12 protein-coding genes and 1 pseudogene are annotated in these 15,965 nt (G+C 41.7%); all 13 read right to left on the reverse strand.

What is annotated here, in order from left to right; translation table 11 throughout:
• Positions 1-27: 27 nt before the first annotated feature.
• The gene (locus VY86_RS00770; RefSeq protein ID WP_046973575.1) at positions 28-5,058 is read right to left on the reverse strand and encodes an alpha-2-macroglobulin family protein; all 5,031 of its coding nucleotides are present in this window, start codon (positions 5,056-5,058) and stop codon (positions 28-30) included.
• 979 nt (positions 5,059-6,037) lie between these two features.
• Entirely contained in the window at positions 6,038-6,838 is an 801-nt protein-coding gene (locus VY86_RS00775; RefSeq protein WP_046973576.1) for an MBL fold metallo-hydrolase, read from the reverse strand.
• A gap of 751 nt (positions 6,839-7,589) precedes the next feature.
• Positions 7,590-8,216 (reverse strand): LysE family translocator, encoded by a 627-nt coding sequence (locus tag VY86_RS00780; protein ID WP_046973577.1) that lies wholly within the window; start codon positions 8,214-8,216, stop codon positions 7,590-7,592.
• Between the two features lies 1 nt (position 8,217).
• The gene (locus VY86_RS24365) at positions 8,218-8,985 is read right to left on the reverse strand and encodes a hypothetical protein (protein WP_158019882.1); all 768 of its coding nucleotides are present in this window, start codon (positions 8,983-8,985) and stop codon (positions 8,218-8,220) included.
• Positions 8,975-9,238 carry a pyridoxal-phosphate dependent enzyme gene (locus tag VY86_RS00790; RefSeq protein ID WP_046973578.1) on the reverse strand — a complete coding sequence of 88 codons (264 nt, stop codon included), beginning with the start codon at positions 9,236-9,238 and terminating at the stop codon, positions 8,975-8,977. Before VY86_RS00790 ends, VY86_RS24365 begins: the two co-directional genes overlap by 11 nt.
• Before the next feature lie 986 nt (positions 9,239-10,224).
• Positions 10,225-10,617 (reverse strand): annotated as a pseudogene (locus VY86_RS00795) (enhanced serine sensitivity protein SseB C-terminal domain-containing protein); the annotation flags it as partial.
• Positions 10,618-10,683: 66 nt separating this feature from the next.
• Positions 10,684-11,979: an aminopeptidase PepB gene (pepB, locus tag VY86_RS00800; protein ID WP_046973580.1), complete on the reverse strand. Its 1,296-nt coding sequence runs from the start codon at positions 11,977-11,979 to the stop codon at positions 10,684-10,686.
• A gap of 183 nt (positions 11,980-12,162) precedes the next feature.
• Positions 12,163-12,363 (reverse strand): Fe-S cluster assembly protein IscX, encoded by a 201-nt coding sequence (gene iscX, locus VY86_RS00805; RefSeq protein WP_021323902.1) that lies wholly within the window; start codon positions 12,361-12,363, stop codon positions 12,163-12,165.
• 18 nt (positions 12,364-12,381) lie between these two features.
• Positions 12,382-12,717, reverse strand: a complete 336-nt coding sequence (gene fdx, locus VY86_RS00810; RefSeq protein ID WP_021323903.1) for an ISC system 2Fe-2S type ferredoxin — start codon at positions 12,715-12,717, stop codon at positions 12,382-12,384.
• A 2-nt stretch (positions 12,718-12,719) separates the two neighbouring features.
• Positions 12,720-14,570, reverse strand: coding sequence for a Fe-S protein assembly chaperone HscA (hscA, locus tag VY86_RS00815; protein WP_046973581.1), 1,851 nt, complete (start codon positions 14,568-14,570; stop codon positions 12,720-12,722).
• Positions 14,571-14,581: 11 nt separating this feature from the next.
• Entirely contained in the window at positions 14,582-15,103 is a 522-nt protein-coding gene (gene hscB / locus VY86_RS00820; protein WP_046973582.1) for a co-chaperone HscB, read from the reverse strand.
• A gap of 37 nt (positions 15,104-15,140) precedes the next feature.
• Positions 15,141-15,464, reverse strand: a complete 324-nt coding sequence (gene iscA, locus VY86_RS00825) for an iron-sulfur cluster assembly protein IscA (RefSeq protein WP_046973583.1) — start codon at positions 15,462-15,464, stop codon at positions 15,141-15,143.
• A gap of 102 nt (positions 15,465-15,566) precedes the next feature.
• Positions 15,567-15,953 carry a Fe-S cluster assembly scaffold IscU gene (gene iscU / locus VY86_RS00830; RefSeq protein WP_046973584.1) on the reverse strand — a complete coding sequence of 129 codons (387 nt, stop codon included), beginning with the start codon at positions 15,951-15,953 and terminating at the stop codon, positions 15,567-15,569.
• Between the last annotated feature and the right edge of the window lie 12 nt (positions 15,954-15,965).

Raw genomic sequence — 15,965 nt, forward strand, 5'->3', positions numbered from 1 at the left:
ACGCCTGAGCATAAAGGCTGACTGGGTTTAGCGGACAACTTCCAGTTTTTCAGGTGCAGAGCCTACCGCACGCCAGTAAGGCACGTACATAGATTCAACCTGTGGTGCGGGAATAGCGTAGACACCCGGCGTCACAGCACGGGCCAGATAGAGCAATGTCACTGGCTGAGTGGAATCAACCGCGATTGCCGCCACATATCGGTCATCACGATATTCAGTATGACGAATAGTCGCCTGTTGCATGTCACCAATCAGCTCCTGGAGATTCGCGGCATTGTCACTCAAACTGGCACTACTGTTAGCCAGATTCTGGTTTTCCACTTCCAAACCGGCAGGCAGTAAATCAACAATCAACGCATCCGGTACTGATTTATCTGAGCTGACCACCAGCTTCACAACCACCATTTCGCCACTTTTCAGACGGTCAATGGAAACGGGATTACCCCGCATATCCAGATAACTACGCTGAATTTTCAGCACATTAGAGTAAGGTTTCGGTGAATGCAGCGGATAACCCACGACATTCAGGCGAGAATAGAGTGTGCTGTTACCACGGTTGCTGATATCAACACCTTGTAGAATCTGTTCCGCGTTCATCACTTGATTCAATGACTTATCACGACTCAATGGTGGAACCTGCTGATTAACCACCGCTTCCCACGGTTGTTCTGAGGTATCGATAAAGAAACGCCCGGCCAGATAGAGTGAATTACTCTCCTGAGTTGAGAAATAGTCACGGGATGTCAACTCATCAGATAGAGCCAGTAATTTCTCATCACGATCTTTTGGCAACATATTGTTTTCAGTCAACAGCGCGACAATCAGTGCATTATCACGGATAGAACTGCCATAATCCCCCAATCCGACATCATCGTTACGGTTTTTATTGATCCCCAAGCGGACAGCTTCATCTGCTCTGGTGTTATCACCCATAAGCTTCAGTGCAACCCCCAACTGTACCAGCGACAAACCATTTCCTGCCTGAGAACGACGTTCGTAAACTTGTCTTAAAGCACCCAACGGCGCTTTCTGCTGGCTGGCAAGCACCAGACCGGCATAAGCCTGAGTCGAGAACCGCATAGCTTCCTGATTCTGGCTGTAACGATAGTTAATGACATTCTTATCCTGTAAATAACGCAGCAAACGGTTGTTGGCAGAATTCAGCGCTTCCTTGGGTACGCTATAACCTCGCTGGCTCGCACGGAACAAGAAATCGGTGGCATAAGCCGTCAACCAGTATTCTTCATCACCGGTTCGGTCCCACAAGGCAAAGCCCCCATCATGACGCTGCATACTGAGCAAGTGAATAACGCCCTCATCAATACTGGCCCGGCGTTTACTGTCACTGTCCGTTTTGATACCCAGTTTTTTCAGCTCCGCTCCATTTGAATAGAGTGACGGGTAAAGCCCGCTGATAGTCTGCTCAAGGCAACCATACGGATAGGCGTATAGTTCACGGATATAGCGTGAAATCTGTAACGGCGGACGACTGCTCAGTAACAACTGGCCTTCGAGCGTTGCCGGCGCTAAACCCGATATGGCATCTAACGGCAACTGCCAATTTTCTCCCTGGTGGATAACCTTAGCAAATAGCCTGGTTTCTGCCGGCTGTGCCGGACGCACACCAATCTTCCAGCTATTTTTATACTGTTTCAGCGCTTCACCGGGCAGATTAAGACCATTAATCGTCAGGGAAACTTCTCCCTGACCAAAGCCCTGATCAGCCGAGACAGGAATTTCCACTGTGGTACGTTTACCTTTTTCCAGTGTTATTACCTTGTTGGCCGCATCCTCTAATTTAATTAGCCCATTAGCCGTAAAGTTTAAGGTCACGTTTTGCGTCTGTTCGGTTAAATTGGTCAGATCCAACGATAACAATGAATGATCCCCCCCTGCCATAAAGCGAGGTAACGCCATCTGTGTAATTACCGGGGCGGCAATGACAATTTTACTTTCACCATGACCGAACTCATCTTTACTCCACGCCTGAGCCATCAGCCTCAGTTCACCATTAAAATCAGGAATTGGCAGAACAATCTCCCCTTCCCCCTTTTCATCCAATGTCACAGGTTGTGCCTGTTCAGCAATAATCTGCACTTCAGTTAATGGTTTTCTACCACCGCGGGCAGGGGCATCTTCATCACCAGAACCACCAAAACGCAGATTTGCCAAACGACCTTCACCTTCAATCAACTGACCATACACATCATATTGATCGACGCTATAGCGCTTACGACCAAAGAAAGCCTCATAGGGGTCCGGGGTTTTGAAATTAGTGACATTGAGTACACCAGTGTCTACCGCAGAAAGCAGCACATTAACCTGTTCAGGCAATTTCTGCCCTTGCTGTGGTGTAACCTTGACTTTAACTGTCAGATTCTGATTCGGACGCATTTTTTCCGGCGCGGATAACGTCAGATCCAATTTACGGTTTTCATCCGCCAACGGCAGATGTAACACACCAATCGCCCGTTTTGGTGTCGCCTGACGGGATTTATCACCCGGACGAATGACCACCGCAGTCAGATAAAGGTCATGACGGCGCCACTCTTTATTAACCGGAACCTCCACATCCAGACCTTGTGCCGGTACATCAATTTCCTGCCACCAGAGCGGGCCTTCACTGGATTCTACCAACAGATAACCTTTACCTGCCTGTGGTGCAGCCATATGCAGTTTTACTTTTTCACCCACCCGATAAGCCGGTTTATCCAGAGACAGTTTTACCTGATCAGGACGGACAGCACCGGTGCCACCGGTATTATCCTGCCATGAATAACCTGCCCAGAAATTAACGCTGGTGACCAGTTGATTCTCCGGATTGACAACCTCAATACGGTACGAACCCCAATCAACCGGGAAGCTGACCTTTGCAGTACCATCCTGAGCAATCTGGATATGTTCATCCGCCATCACCAGATCTTTCTGGTCATAGCCCGACTGCCAACCTTCACTATCCGACCAGCGCCAATAGTAATCATGGCGTTGATAAACCAAACGGGCAGTCAGATCTTTCGCAGCATATTTTTTACCATTGGCATCCGCATAAACCAGTTCAAACTCAGCCAATGAATTTTCATCCACATTGTAGCGGCTTTGATCGCGACCGGTACGATAGTCATAAACTGCTTTCTGATTAAACAGCGGACGAATACCGACCAGTTTTTCTGCCGGCCAAACCGCCTGTTCAACCCGACGTGTCACCGGACGGCCACCAGATTCAAGCAGGCTTGCCTGGACAACCACTTTTATCGGCGAAGAGACTGAACTCCAGTTGTCCGCACTGACATTCAGTGCGGCTTCACCGCTACTGTTCAAAGTCAAATCAAATTCATCCAATGTACGACTGAGATTTTCTTCAGTGGCGGCACCAAACTCATAACCCGGCAATTTGGCGACCGCATCACGGTTTGGGCGCAGGAATAACTGCCCTTGCAGGCGATTATCCGCAGCCGGCGCACCATACAGGTAACGGCCTTTGATGGCGAAATCGACACCATGGTTTTTCATCACCGGTTGCGCCTCACTGCTAATTTCCAGCGCCATACGCTCCGGCATAAAATCTTCTACATTGAACTTGTAATAACGGGGTTTGTTATCGCCCAGATCAAAACGTAGCGACCAGAGTCCGGTAGCCGCTGACTGAGGAATCGTGTAGCGATACTGATACAACCCATTTTCAGGTTGCCAAACAAAACTACGGACAACCTGACCGTCTGTTTTTAATACATCAACTTTAACCGGCTGGCTTTTAATTGCCCGACCGTCACCATCACGCAACAGTCCATTAACAATCAACGTCTCGCCAGGACGATAGAGATCACGAGGCCCGAAAACAAAAAACAGCTTGCTGTACCCTTGTGGACCGGCAATATCAAACTCAGACAGATCCAGCGCCGGTGATACCAAATCAATCATACTGGTTTGGTTATCACGGGTAGCGAGCAATAATTTAGCTTTCGCATTTTTCTCCAGGCTCGCGTGTCCATCAGCGTCTGTCATTGCTTTTGACAATAACTGCCCTTTCTCATCCAACAGACGGACTTCCACCCCCTTCAGGCTGTCGCCCTGTTCCAGAGATTGAGTAAACACATCCATCTTATCCAGATAACTGTGCATAGAAACGCCGATATCACTTAGCGTGAACATTGTTGCGGGATTGGCATCGATGTATTTACCTGCCTGCTGCATCACAGCCATATAAACGCCGTCTTTCTGCAACGCTTTAATGTTATTTAATGGCAGCAGTAATTTTTCCCGGGTATTCAGTGTTGGATTCAGATCGAAACGGCCGGTATAAACCAGTTCCGCGTCTTTAAGTATCTCTTCAGATTCCCAAGAACTTATGTTGTTGCGATATTGCCACTGTGCAATAAAAGAGGGTAATGCCGTCTCTTTTATTCTGAAAAAGTTAACATCAATACTATTCACATTGAGTGCTAACACTGGTAAACCTTCGGCTACTTTACTTGGTAACAGGGAGCCTTTGCTGGCAAAACCGACAGACGGAGAAATCGTCTCTGTTGTCAGAGTTTTCTCATACGCGGTTTCAAGCTGACGTTCATTGATGCCTTTAACGCCTTTATCCACGGTCAGTTGCAGTTTACGGGATGGCGGCAGATGGCGCAGGCGAAGCGCCATCATGTTATCTGACAACTCCCACGCACCATCAAGCTTGCCCTGTTTTACATCCACCAAACGGACATTTTGAGCAAAATTCTGATTCGGATCTAAAGGAACAGAAAATGTCACTACCATCGCACTGGCGCCATCGAGCTGCACTTCAGAGGCATCCAAAATCGTCACCTCTTTACCGGCATAACGTTTTGCCAGTTCGGCCAGTGATGCCGAATCTTTCTGTTTTACTGATTTTGGTGGAATATTTGACTGTTGAGGTGCTTTTTTGCTTTGAATTTCTGTGGACTGCGATTGAGCTGCTTTATGATTATCCGTGCTATCAGACTGATCACAACCAGCAAGCATCAGCAAAGACGCTAACATCACTGCGAAATAACACTTTTTTCTTTCTGACCACCGCCAGAATTGACTTTGATTCATAACTATAACCCCTGCCTTATCCCAACCAATCGGTAGTAGGATTTAATAAATAGTTTTGTAAATCAACATATTAAATTTAAATCAAGAAAATATAAACAACTGAGTACCACCTCTGCATCTATATACCATAAGACAACATACAGACATTAAGTTCATATAATAACGCCTTATTTTGATAAATTAAATATCATAAAGACGATAAATAAGTCTGAATTTATTGATTCAATCGCTGATTAAGAACTCTATATATCTTAAAAAATCTTGCATATTGTTTCCCTAAGTTATTGGATATAATCCCTTATTAAATTATTTTCTCCGATAATTTACGGAAAGTAAAATAGCCTAGAACAAACAATTAAGATAAGTTTAGTAAAGAGAAAATGAGAGTTATCGCACCGGATATAAATATCATAATTGGGTTAAATACATCCAGACTCAATATTATATTACCCCTCTAATAAAATACACAAATGGAAAATCAAACGAAATAATATCGATAACTTCCCCACAATCCCATTACTATTATTTATATAATTTACGGATTAATAACTTAAAGAATTAAAACAGCAAGAAATTAAATATAAGCACCATTGCCAACAACAATATAAAAACATTTAGAAAAATCATCAAAAAATAATCCAAATATAACTCCAGATAATATATAAGTAAATTACCAAAGATAATAATCACAATTAATATCGGCTAATATAATCATTATAACCACATTTAACGACAAAACAAATCCAGAAACATAAAGTATATAAAAATACGTTTATAACATAAAATTTAAAATACATTGACATATGATGCCACTTTCTTACCAAAAGTGGCAATAATTACTCACGTTAAACTCCCATTATTTAAATTATTTTTTATAAGATATAAATAAAATCCTCTATAATAAAAAAATGCAATAAAAATACAAATAAACTCTGCAATAAAAATATTAACAAATCGTTACTATAAACCCAATACCACATTACTCCACTAATAACACCTGTCCTGTTTTTAGTTGCTTAACATTTGGCAGCCAGAGCCTTCCCCAGCTACCGGTACAATGACATCCATAGACTTCTTTTATATTTTCTTTTACAAAAAACTCTCTGATCTTCAATAACTCTGTAGGTAATGCTCTCTTTAAATGCAACCCACCTATCACCGCGCATACTTTATCCACACCTGTAATCATTTTAGCGTGATTAATTATTTCACAAATACCCGAATGACCACAGCCAATAATAATCACAAGCCCATTATCACTTTTCCAAATTAATGCACTGTCATCAAGTATATAATCATTAGCCCAAGAGCGCCTTCTGACTAAACCACAGGCTTTCCGATGATTACTTGCTATTTCACCTGAAAAAACAAATCGTTCACTTATCTTCATATGCGATTTTGTCAAACGAAAAAAGACTTTCTTTTTAATTCTTTTATTAATTTTACCCGATGTTTTTTTAAATCTTAAAGCAAGATTTTTAAACATAACACCATAATACTTCTCATTTAACGCATCGGGATGACATATTAATTTAGCATTATGGGGAAAATAATTAACACCACCTATATGGTCAGAATGACCATGGGAGATAACAATCCTGGATATATCATCAACAGATATTCCCATCCTGTTCGCATTCTCGAGATAGCTGCCATCCGGACCGGTATCAAAAATTATCTTCTCTTCACCATCCTCAAGTAAAAGACTCAAACCAGGTTTAGCTATCAAATATGAGTCAGATGTTCTATTTTCAAGAAGTACAGTTATTTTTAATGACATGGCATATCCATTAGTTTTGTTGAAGTAATGCATCTATTAAACGATACGGGTAACAATAGCATTGATGCACGTCAATAAAATAATGAAAGGCCATTATATTGTCACATTCTTATAAGCAGATCACAAATTATCTCCGCTCCGCCACAAGTTAATTTTTCAACATGAAATGATTATCTCCCCATTATATTTATTGCCATGAAATATTCACATGAAATTATTATATCTTGCTGTAAAACATATACTTAAAGATAAAAATGACAATAATATTTAAAAAAATAAAATTCAGAGAATAATCATGAAAATAATTTAACAGAATAAAACCAAACACAATATCCCAATATCTGGTGTTATTGTACAATCATTAGTTTTAAATCAAATCATTAATTAATCCAACCATTCTCATTTCATCTGTATTATAGGATGAAAATTCAAAGTATTTGCCAATGTTCAATAATAAGTACTTATTATGAAAAATGGATTTCAAATAGAGTAATTTTAATTCTTATCAAATTAAATAATCCTCCAAAACTATCACTATAATTTACACACCACAAAGCAACTTACCTGCTGACCGTAGCGGGCAAAACACATATTGTCCGCTACCGTCTGGCACTATAACAAATCCCCTGAAATCAGATCAAAAATTTCACCTCTAAATTGCTTGTTTTTTCACCCTATCCCCTTATTCATGAGTATCGCAGCTGTGATTTAAATTCAGATCCGGTTTACCTATATCATTAATTATCAAAACTTATATTAAGTACACCGCAGAATAATAAATTTTCATAGCCATAAAAAATATAATCAGCGAAGACAGTTTATTAACCAGGTGAATTCTAATCAGTAAATAATCACGAATTTTTTGATAATTTATAATCATGACTATCCCTCCGTACCACAAAAAACTAATTATGAAAGCCATTGAGATCATAATCACTGAAATACTTATATTGATATCCTGTGATATGCTAACTGATACAGCGCTACTAATGAGTAAAATTGCTTTAGGATTATATAGTTGTAATATAAAGCCAGACTTAAATGTGCAGTCTCGCTTATCAGATAATGTGTTCAACTCAATATCGTTCATTGGTTTTATTCGAAATAATCGATAAGCTAAATAAAGCAGGTATGTTCCTCCTAATATATAGAGAGTAAAAAGTATTGCTGGTTCTTTCAAAACGAAAGTTAGCCCACCTAACGCCAAGGTTGTGAATAATGAATTGGCCGCTGCAATACCTACCACACTCATCATTGCTACAGATCTTGAATACGTAACCGCATTTTTCATCGTGACCAAGAAACCTGGTCCAGGGCTAGCAATACCTACTAATAAGATAGTGCAGAAACTAATAATAAATCCTTGTTCACTACTCATGTTACCCCACTAAATATTCAATATCTTTTTCATCATCGGCACTGAAACTAATATGAGACAACTGCTCCAATGCTGTTTTTTTTCTAAAACAAAATGAAATTTTATTAATCGATTGACTAATATCGATGAAACCTCCTACACCATAGAACTTACCACCGAGATGGGACACATTCACATTGCCATCCTTGTCAATTTCCCCGATACCCAGTACAGCATGATCAATGTCTCCGTTCCATATACTTTTAAATATAGCTGCCTGAGAGAAAACTTTTCTGCCATTTTTGCATATACCAAATCCCTCACCGTCGTAGATAATTTCTCCTTCAACACCGGATTCAATATACGCCATAAATGTTTTATCTTCCTGTCTACGCTTTATATGATTAATTGCTGGAACTGGAAGACCAATACCCACAATCAGTTTTTCACCATTGCTAATCCTGGCAGCTAACTGGTATGAAATGCTCTCCGACACCAGGCATGTTCGCGATAGATTTCCACAATAGTGATGATACCTATTTGGCAAATAAGAGATACAATGCAATGATGAAGGTGCAATAAATACCTCATCAAATAAATTCCTATAGCAAAAACTACTGTAATGTTTAATCACTTTATCCGGTAGCTGGATAGCGATTCTCGCTTTCCTCAGCCGAGCAGATTTTATGCATTGTTCTATATCAAGATCTATAGGCTCTGTCTCTAGAACAATGTTTCCATCCGGCGTAAATCCTGATCCTCTTAGTAAAACCAAATCACTATCTGGCAATGAATAATATAGATGCACATATCCCGGCAAGAGAGATACCAGTATTACCCGTTGTTGCCTCAACAATCGTAGTTTGTGAATCTATCTGCCCATTTTTTATAGCTGATTCAAGCATTGACTTGGCTGCTCTATCTTTAATAGAACCCCAAGGATTAAGAAATTCTAATTTCACATAAATATCTGCATATAAATCTTTTGAGATCTTTTCCAACTTTATAATTGGTGTATTTCCAACCACATCATGTAATAACATTTAATTTCTCCCCCTTTAGTTTTAAATTATATAAACTTATATAGATTACTAAAACGTATACTTTAGAATAACAAACCTCCTATCTCATTGATATTCACTAAAAACAATTCAAACAAATGATATAATTACATACTTTTAAAATGTGGAATTATATCATTTCAAGCCATATCAATTAGTTAATGAAACTTGTATATTTTTAACTGCCCTTTCAAATAAATAAAATTTAAACCTTTTAATATATAACAAATATTAACTAATTTTCTAAAAGAAAAATAACAAAAACATTAACAAGATCACAAAAAACCAAGCACCACGCGGTTTTTCAATCCATCAATCACTTGCAATTAATGCATCCATTACCAGAGCGATATAACAAAATTATATTTAAATAAAAATAATTGTGAAAATATTTATATCTATATTTTTAATATAGTTGTTTGCACTAATAGATTAACTTCATAATTTAAAAGGTAATAACACGCCTACTTAGATAACTTTAGATCTGTTTAAAAACAACCAATTTAGAGGCATGTAAATTCAGGTTCGGCTTTTTGGGTTAGAAGGTATCGGCAATCAATCCGTCCGCTATTTCCAAGAGAAAACTTATCTAACTACGATATCTCGAATGTTCTATTTGAGACATATTTTTAACCGACCAAATACCATTTCAATTAGAAATTATTTTACTCTGATCTTACTTCGGATATTTAGTACTCTTCTTAAGCGAAGTTCAAGTTAACTATATAAATATAGTCGAAACTTATAAATAGTTATATTTAGATATCATTATATTTAAAAAAATATTCGTGATAGGAAATACGTAAATAATGAACATTTTATTGATGGAAAATAAAATGGCTCTAATGAGATGGACAGCTACTCTGGTACTGTTTTAATACAATAAATCTATTGCAATTATGCAGTATAACAGTACCAGTTACCTTTAAAATATGTCTCAGCTAAATTAATATCAGAGATTTTACAAATCACTTATTCATTACCGGAATATTCCCCCGCAACCAACTGCCTAATTTACGCTGATAAAACGGCTGTGTGTGCTGAATCAAATAGTGGCTGATACCACGTTCCTTTTCATCAACCAGACAGAAGTCAATCGGTTCTGCTTCGGAGGTGTATTCGCAGGCAATACCGCCAGCTTCCTGAATTAGCTGTTCAATCTCATCCTCCGTGCCATTCATTTCCAGCCCAATTAATAAATTGGGTTTCTCATCCACATTTTTATCATGGGCTTGAATGATAAAAGCACGGCGAACAGGTTTACGCTGACTAAATAAACTGACCAAAGCTTCAATGAGTTGCGAAGGATATTCTTCCGGCTGGCTAAGTGTTATCGCGCTGCCACTTGGCACATCAACTTCAACCGAAACTAATTCATTTAATGAACTCATAAAAATCTCCAATCAGTTTTTTTATATAAAATGGATTTATTTCGCTTTCGCCAACAACAAATTAGCAATCGAGCGAACCCCATAACCTGTTGCGCCAGCCGACCAATGTTCTACCGCAGATTTACGGTAAGTTGCAGAGCAGTCAATATGAACCCAGCCCTTTTGGTATTCTTCCACAAAGTGAGACAGGAAAGCCGCCGCAGTACTGGCACCGGCACTATGTGATGGTGCAGCCACATTGTTCAAGTCAGCAAAATTTGATGGCAGTTGGCTACGATGAAATTCAGCCAATGGCAGACGCCAGAATAATTCATTTTCAGATTCTGATGCAGCCAACAGATCCGCCGCCAGTTTATCATCAAAGCTGAATACACAGTGATAGTCATTACCCACAGCCGTTTTCGCTGCGCCAGTCAGGGTCGCCGCATCAATGATTAACTTCGCTTTTTCTCTACTAGCATCAATTAAACCATCAGCCAGCACTAAACGACCTTCCGCATCCGTGTTCATAACTTCAACAGATTTACCATTACGGTAACGGATAATATCACCCAGTTTAAAGGCATTACCACTGACCATGTTATCCGCAATGCAGAGGAACAGTTTAACGCGCTGTTTCAGGCCACGGCTGATTGCCAATGCCAGCGCACCTGCCAACGTTGCCGCTCCGCCCATATCCGATTTCATGGAGTCCATAAAAGAAGATTGTTTCAGGCTGTAACCACCGGTGTCAAATGTGATGCCTTTACCCACCAAACAGGCGAATACCGGCGCGTGTGGGTTATCAGTCGGGTTGTAATCCAGCGCCAACAAAATCGGATCACGGGAAGAGCCTCGACCAACAGTATGAATACCTGCATAACCCTGTTCACGTAAATCTTCGCCTTTAGTAATGCGATAATTTACCGCTTCACCAGCAACGCCACACATCAGGTCAATAGCACGCTTCGCCAATTGTTCCGGCCCAAGCTCTTCCGCTGACATATTGATAGTGTCACGCACCCAATCAATAATTTTAATTCTGCTTTCCAATTCTTGTTTTTCAGCCGCAGGCAATTGAGGCCATTCAATAGAACGGTTGCCTTTTGGCGCCCGGAAGCCTTGCCAGAATGCCCAACTTTTTTCTAAATCCCAGTCTTCGCCAACCAGAGCGACATGACGAATTCCCTGACCATCAATTTTACGCCCGGCACGTTGAACCGCACCCAATTTGCCTTTACCAGTCAGATGAATCGTCATCCCTTGCTCACTCGAACTAATCAGCGCTTTTTCACCCCAGCAAGCTGCTGCTGGCTCATAAGACAGTGTTATTGGCATGATTTGTTTAGTCATTCTTTTCTCACCTCTTATTATTCACCGCTTGATGGCAGCCAGGATTCTATTCAGACTTCCACCCATATCATTATTCGTCTGCCAGATATTAACCCTATAAAAAAACTGGCTAAAGCCAGTTTTTCATTAAAGCTCAGACTACCTTAAAACTGTGACAGATAAATAACAAATTAATGCTATTTGTTACTCAAACTCATCCAGCCAGACCAGAAGAATAGCTTCCAGAACTTTTTCATTGGATTTTTCAGGCGCATCATCAAAATCATCCAGATCACAAATCCATTGATGCATATCAGTAAAGCGAACTGTTTTTGGATCCAAATCAGGAAATTTGTCAAACAGCGCTTCACCGATTTCACGGCTATCAGACCATTTCAGGCTCATTGATATTTCTCCTGCCAATCAGTGCTCACGGGCATGGTTAATGGTGTATTTTGGAATTTCGACAACCAAATCTTCGTCCGAGACTCTGGCCTGACAACTCAGACGACTTTCCGGTTCGAGCCCCCAAGCTTTATCCAACATGTCGTCTTCCAGTTCAGAACTCTCTTCCAGTGAATCGAAACCTTCACGAACGATACAGTGGCAAGTAGTACAAGCACAGGATTTTTCACAAGCATGTTCAATCTCAATCCCATTGCGCAATGCAACATTCAGAATGGATTCCCCTTCTTTGGCTTCCAAAACTGCACCATCAGGGCAAAGATCGTTATGAGGTAAAAATATAATTTTCGGCATAATTAAATCTCGTCCACAGAATGGCCCGCCAACGCCTGACGAACAGATGAATCCATCCGGCGTGCAGCGAATTCCTGCGTTTGCTTATCCAGTTGTTTAATTGCGTTCTCAATCACTTCAGGATCACGCCCCTGAACGCTTTTTATAAGTGTTTCTACGGCGGTATCAATCGCCACGTGTTCTTGTTCATTCAGCAAATCGGCATCTTTTTCTAACGCACTGGTGACACTTTCCAGTACCCGCGCCGCTTCTACTTTTTGTTCTGCCAGTTTGCGCGCATTGATATCTTCTTGAGCATTCGCCATAGAATCTTTTATCATGCGGGCGATTTCTTCATCAGATAAACCATAGGACGGTTTCACTTGAATAGAAGCTTCTGCACCCGTGGATTTTTCCAACGCGCTCACGCTCAACAAGCCATCAGCATCCACCTGGAACGTGACCCGGATATGAGCCCCCCCCGCCGGTAACGGAGGAATGCCACGCAGGGTAAAACGGGCCAGTGAACGGCAATCACTCACCAATTCCCTTTCCCCTTGTACCACATGCATACTCATCGCACTCTGGCCGTCTTTGAAGGTCGTGAACTCCTGCGCTCTCGCAACCGGAATGGTTGTATTGCGTGGGATCACTTTTTCAACCAAGCCCCCCATCGTTTCCAGCCCAAGTGACAGCGGAATAACATCTAACAACAACATGTCGCTATCCGGTTTGTTACCCACCAAAATATCCGCCTGAATTGATGCACCGACAGCAACAACTTTATCAGGATCAATGGAAGTCAGTGGTTCACGGGCAAAAAATTCGCCAACCCTATGACGAACCAACGGTACACGGGTTGAACCGCCCACCATAACCACTTGTAAAACTTCGTCCGCAGAGACTTCAGCATCTTTCAACGCCCGGCGGCTTGCCAGCAAAGTCCGTTTTACCAACGGTGTAATCAGTGCTTCAAATTCGAGACGGGTGATTTTTCCCTGCCAGCCGGCAATGTTTATCTCTGCAACATCAGCATCACTCAAAGCGATTTTCACTTGAGCGGCAACGTCCAATAGCTGGCGTTGCAGACGATGGTCATCACGATTACCAATACCGGCCTGTTTACGAATCCAGTCAGCCAGTATCAAATCGAAATCGTCCCCACCAAGCGCGGTGTCACCGCCGGTTGCCAGTACTTCAAAGACACCTCGGCTTAACCGGAGAATGGAAACGTCAAAGGTACCGCCACCTAAATCATAAACTGCGATAACCCCTTCCTGACCAGAATCCAGCCCGTAGGCAATTGCAGCAGCGGTGGGTTCATTAAGCAGGCGCAGAACATGTAACCCGGCTAAACGCGCCGCGTCTTTTGTTCCCTGACGCTGGGCGTCATCAAAGTAGGCCGGAACGGTGATCACAACCCCATCAAGCTTACCATCCAGTGTTTCTTCTGCACGTTGTGCCAGCAATTTAAGAATTTCAGAAGAAACCTGAATAGGATCGACCAAACCCGTCGCCGTATTGATTAACGGCAGACCATTTTCACTCGCCTGAAATTGATAAGGAAGATTTGGGTAACGTTGCTGAATATCAGCCAGAGAACGCCCCATCATGCGCTTCACAGAACTGATGGTATTAACCGGATCATGCGCCGCCTGTTGACGGGCCAACCAGCCAATTTCAATACCATTCTCATGGTAGTGGACAACGGAAGGAAGCAGATAACGGTTTTCGCTATCCATCAGTGTTTCCGCGTGCCCACTGCGAACAGTGGCAACTAATGAATGCGTCGTGCCTAAATCAATACCGGCAGCTAAACGACGTTGATGTGGTACAGCGGATAAACCCGGCTCGCTGATTTGTAATAAAGCCATATACGCTTTCCTTAAAAGTCGTCCAGTAAACGTTCTTCCAGTTGTTCAACCTGCTGCTGCAATTTATCCAGAAAACGCAATTTACGAACGGTATCGGCTGCCTGTTCCCACTGCTGATCATTCAATTGTTGTTCCATTTGCTGACTGCGGGTTTTAATCATCCCGTTCAGACGTTCAGCGAAATCAGCCAGTGCCGCTTCTGCATTCGCTTTGCTTTCAATAAATTCCAACTCTTCCCGCAACATGAGCTGTTCCATCAGGAAAGTGTGGTCATTCATAGTGTGCTGCTCATTGGCTAAATCAAAACCATGCAGAGAAAGCATATATTCAGCGCGTTTTAGTGGATGTTTGAGCGTCTGATAGCCATCATTGATAGTCGCGGCTTGCTGCAACGCCAGCGTTTTTTCACGTTCCGGCTGATTAGCAAAACGATCAGGATGAAACTGACGCTGCAATTCCTGATAGCAGTGTGTCAGTTGTTCACGCTCAATAGCATAACGAGCCGGCAGCCCGAATAAAGTGAAATAGTCCATAATCTAAACTTACTCTGGATTTGGCCGAAAAACGGAATTAAACGTTAAAACTTTCTCCACAACCACATTCGCTGGAAACATTCGGGTTGTTGAATTTAAAGCCTTCATTAAGGCCCTCTTTAACAAAATCCAGTTCTGTACCGTCGAGATAGACCATGCTCTTGCCGTCTACGATAACTTTGACACCCTTCTCTTCAAACACGGTGTCGTCTTCGTTAATCATATCGGCAAATTCAAGCAGATATGCCATACCTGAGCAGCCTGATGTTCTGATGCCCAGACGCAAACCAACACCTTTCCCACGGTTACTCAGGAATGACGAAACGCGTTGTGCAGCACTTTCTGTAAGGGAAATTGACATACAACAACCTCACTTTTTAAAACCAGCAAAGGCGGATACTGGTTGGTATATCACAGCCAGCATCCACCAAATTTGTTTTCTATTTTTTATTATCAAGGGCAATTACTTGCCCTGGCGCTTACTTTTGTAATCCGCAACGGCCGCTTTAATGGCATCTTCTGCCAGAATAGAGCAGTGAATCTTCACTGGCGGCAGTTCTAACTCATTTGCAATTTCAGTATTTTTGATCGATTCCGCCTGCTCCAGAGATTTGCCCTTCATCCACTCAGTGACTAAAGAGCTGGAAGCTATTGCAGAACCGCAACCGTAAGTTTTGAAACGCGCATCTTCAATAATGCCTTCATTATTGACTTTGATTTGCAGTTTCATGACGTCACCACATGCAGGGGCACCGACCATGCCGCTGCCAACCGTTGGATCTTCATTATCGAAAGAACCGACGTTACGTGGATTTTCATAGTGATCAATTACTTTTTCGCTGTAAGCCATGATGTTATTACT

The organism is Photorhabdus thracensis (genome assembly GCF_001010285.1).
In the GTDB taxonomy this organism is placed as follows: domain Bacteria; phylum Pseudomonadota; class Gammaproteobacteria; order Enterobacterales; family Enterobacteriaceae; genus Photorhabdus; species Photorhabdus temperata.

Bases quoted from the DNA above. Each gene is read 5' to 3' on its own strand.
- VY86_RS00770 (WP_046973575.1), bottom strand. From the start codon at position 5,058: ATGAATCAAAGTCAATTCTGGCGGTGGTCAGAAAGAAAAAAGTGTTAT.
- VY86_RS00775 (WP_046973576.1), bottom strand. From the start codon at position 6,838: ATGTCATTAAAAATAACTGTACTTCTTGAAAATAGAACATCTGACTCA.
- VY86_RS00780 (WP_046973577.1), bottom strand. From the start codon at position 8,216: ATGAGTAGTGAACAAGGATTTATTATTAGTTTCTGCACTATCTTATTA.
- VY86_RS00790 (WP_046973578.1), bottom strand. From the start codon at position 9,238: ATGTTATTACATGATGTGGTTGGAAATACACCAATTATAAAGTTGGAA.
- pepB (WP_046973580.1), bottom strand. From the start codon at position 11,979: ATGACTAAACAAATCATGCCAATAACACTGTCTTATGAGCCAGCAGCA.
- iscX (WP_021323902.1), bottom strand. From the start codon at position 12,363: ATGAGCCTGAAATGGTCTGATAGCCGTGAAATCGGTGAAGCGCTGTTT.
- fdx (WP_021323903.1), bottom strand. From the start codon at position 12,717: ATGCCGAAAATTATATTTTTACCTCATAACGATCTTTGCCCTGATGGT.
- hscA (WP_046973581.1), bottom strand. From the start codon at position 14,570: ATGGCTTTATTACAAATCAGCGAGCCGGGTTTATCCGCTGTACCACAT.
- hscB (WP_046973582.1), bottom strand. From the start codon at position 15,103: ATGGACTATTTCACTTTATTCGGGCTGCCGGCTCGTTATGCTATTGAG.
- iscA (WP_046973583.1), bottom strand. From the start codon at position 15,464: ATGTCAATTTCCCTTACAGAAAGTGCTGCACAACGCGTTTCGTCATTC.
- iscU (WP_046973584.1), bottom strand. From the start codon at position 15,953: ATGGCTTACAGCGAAAAAGTAATTGATCACTATGAAAATCCACGTAAC.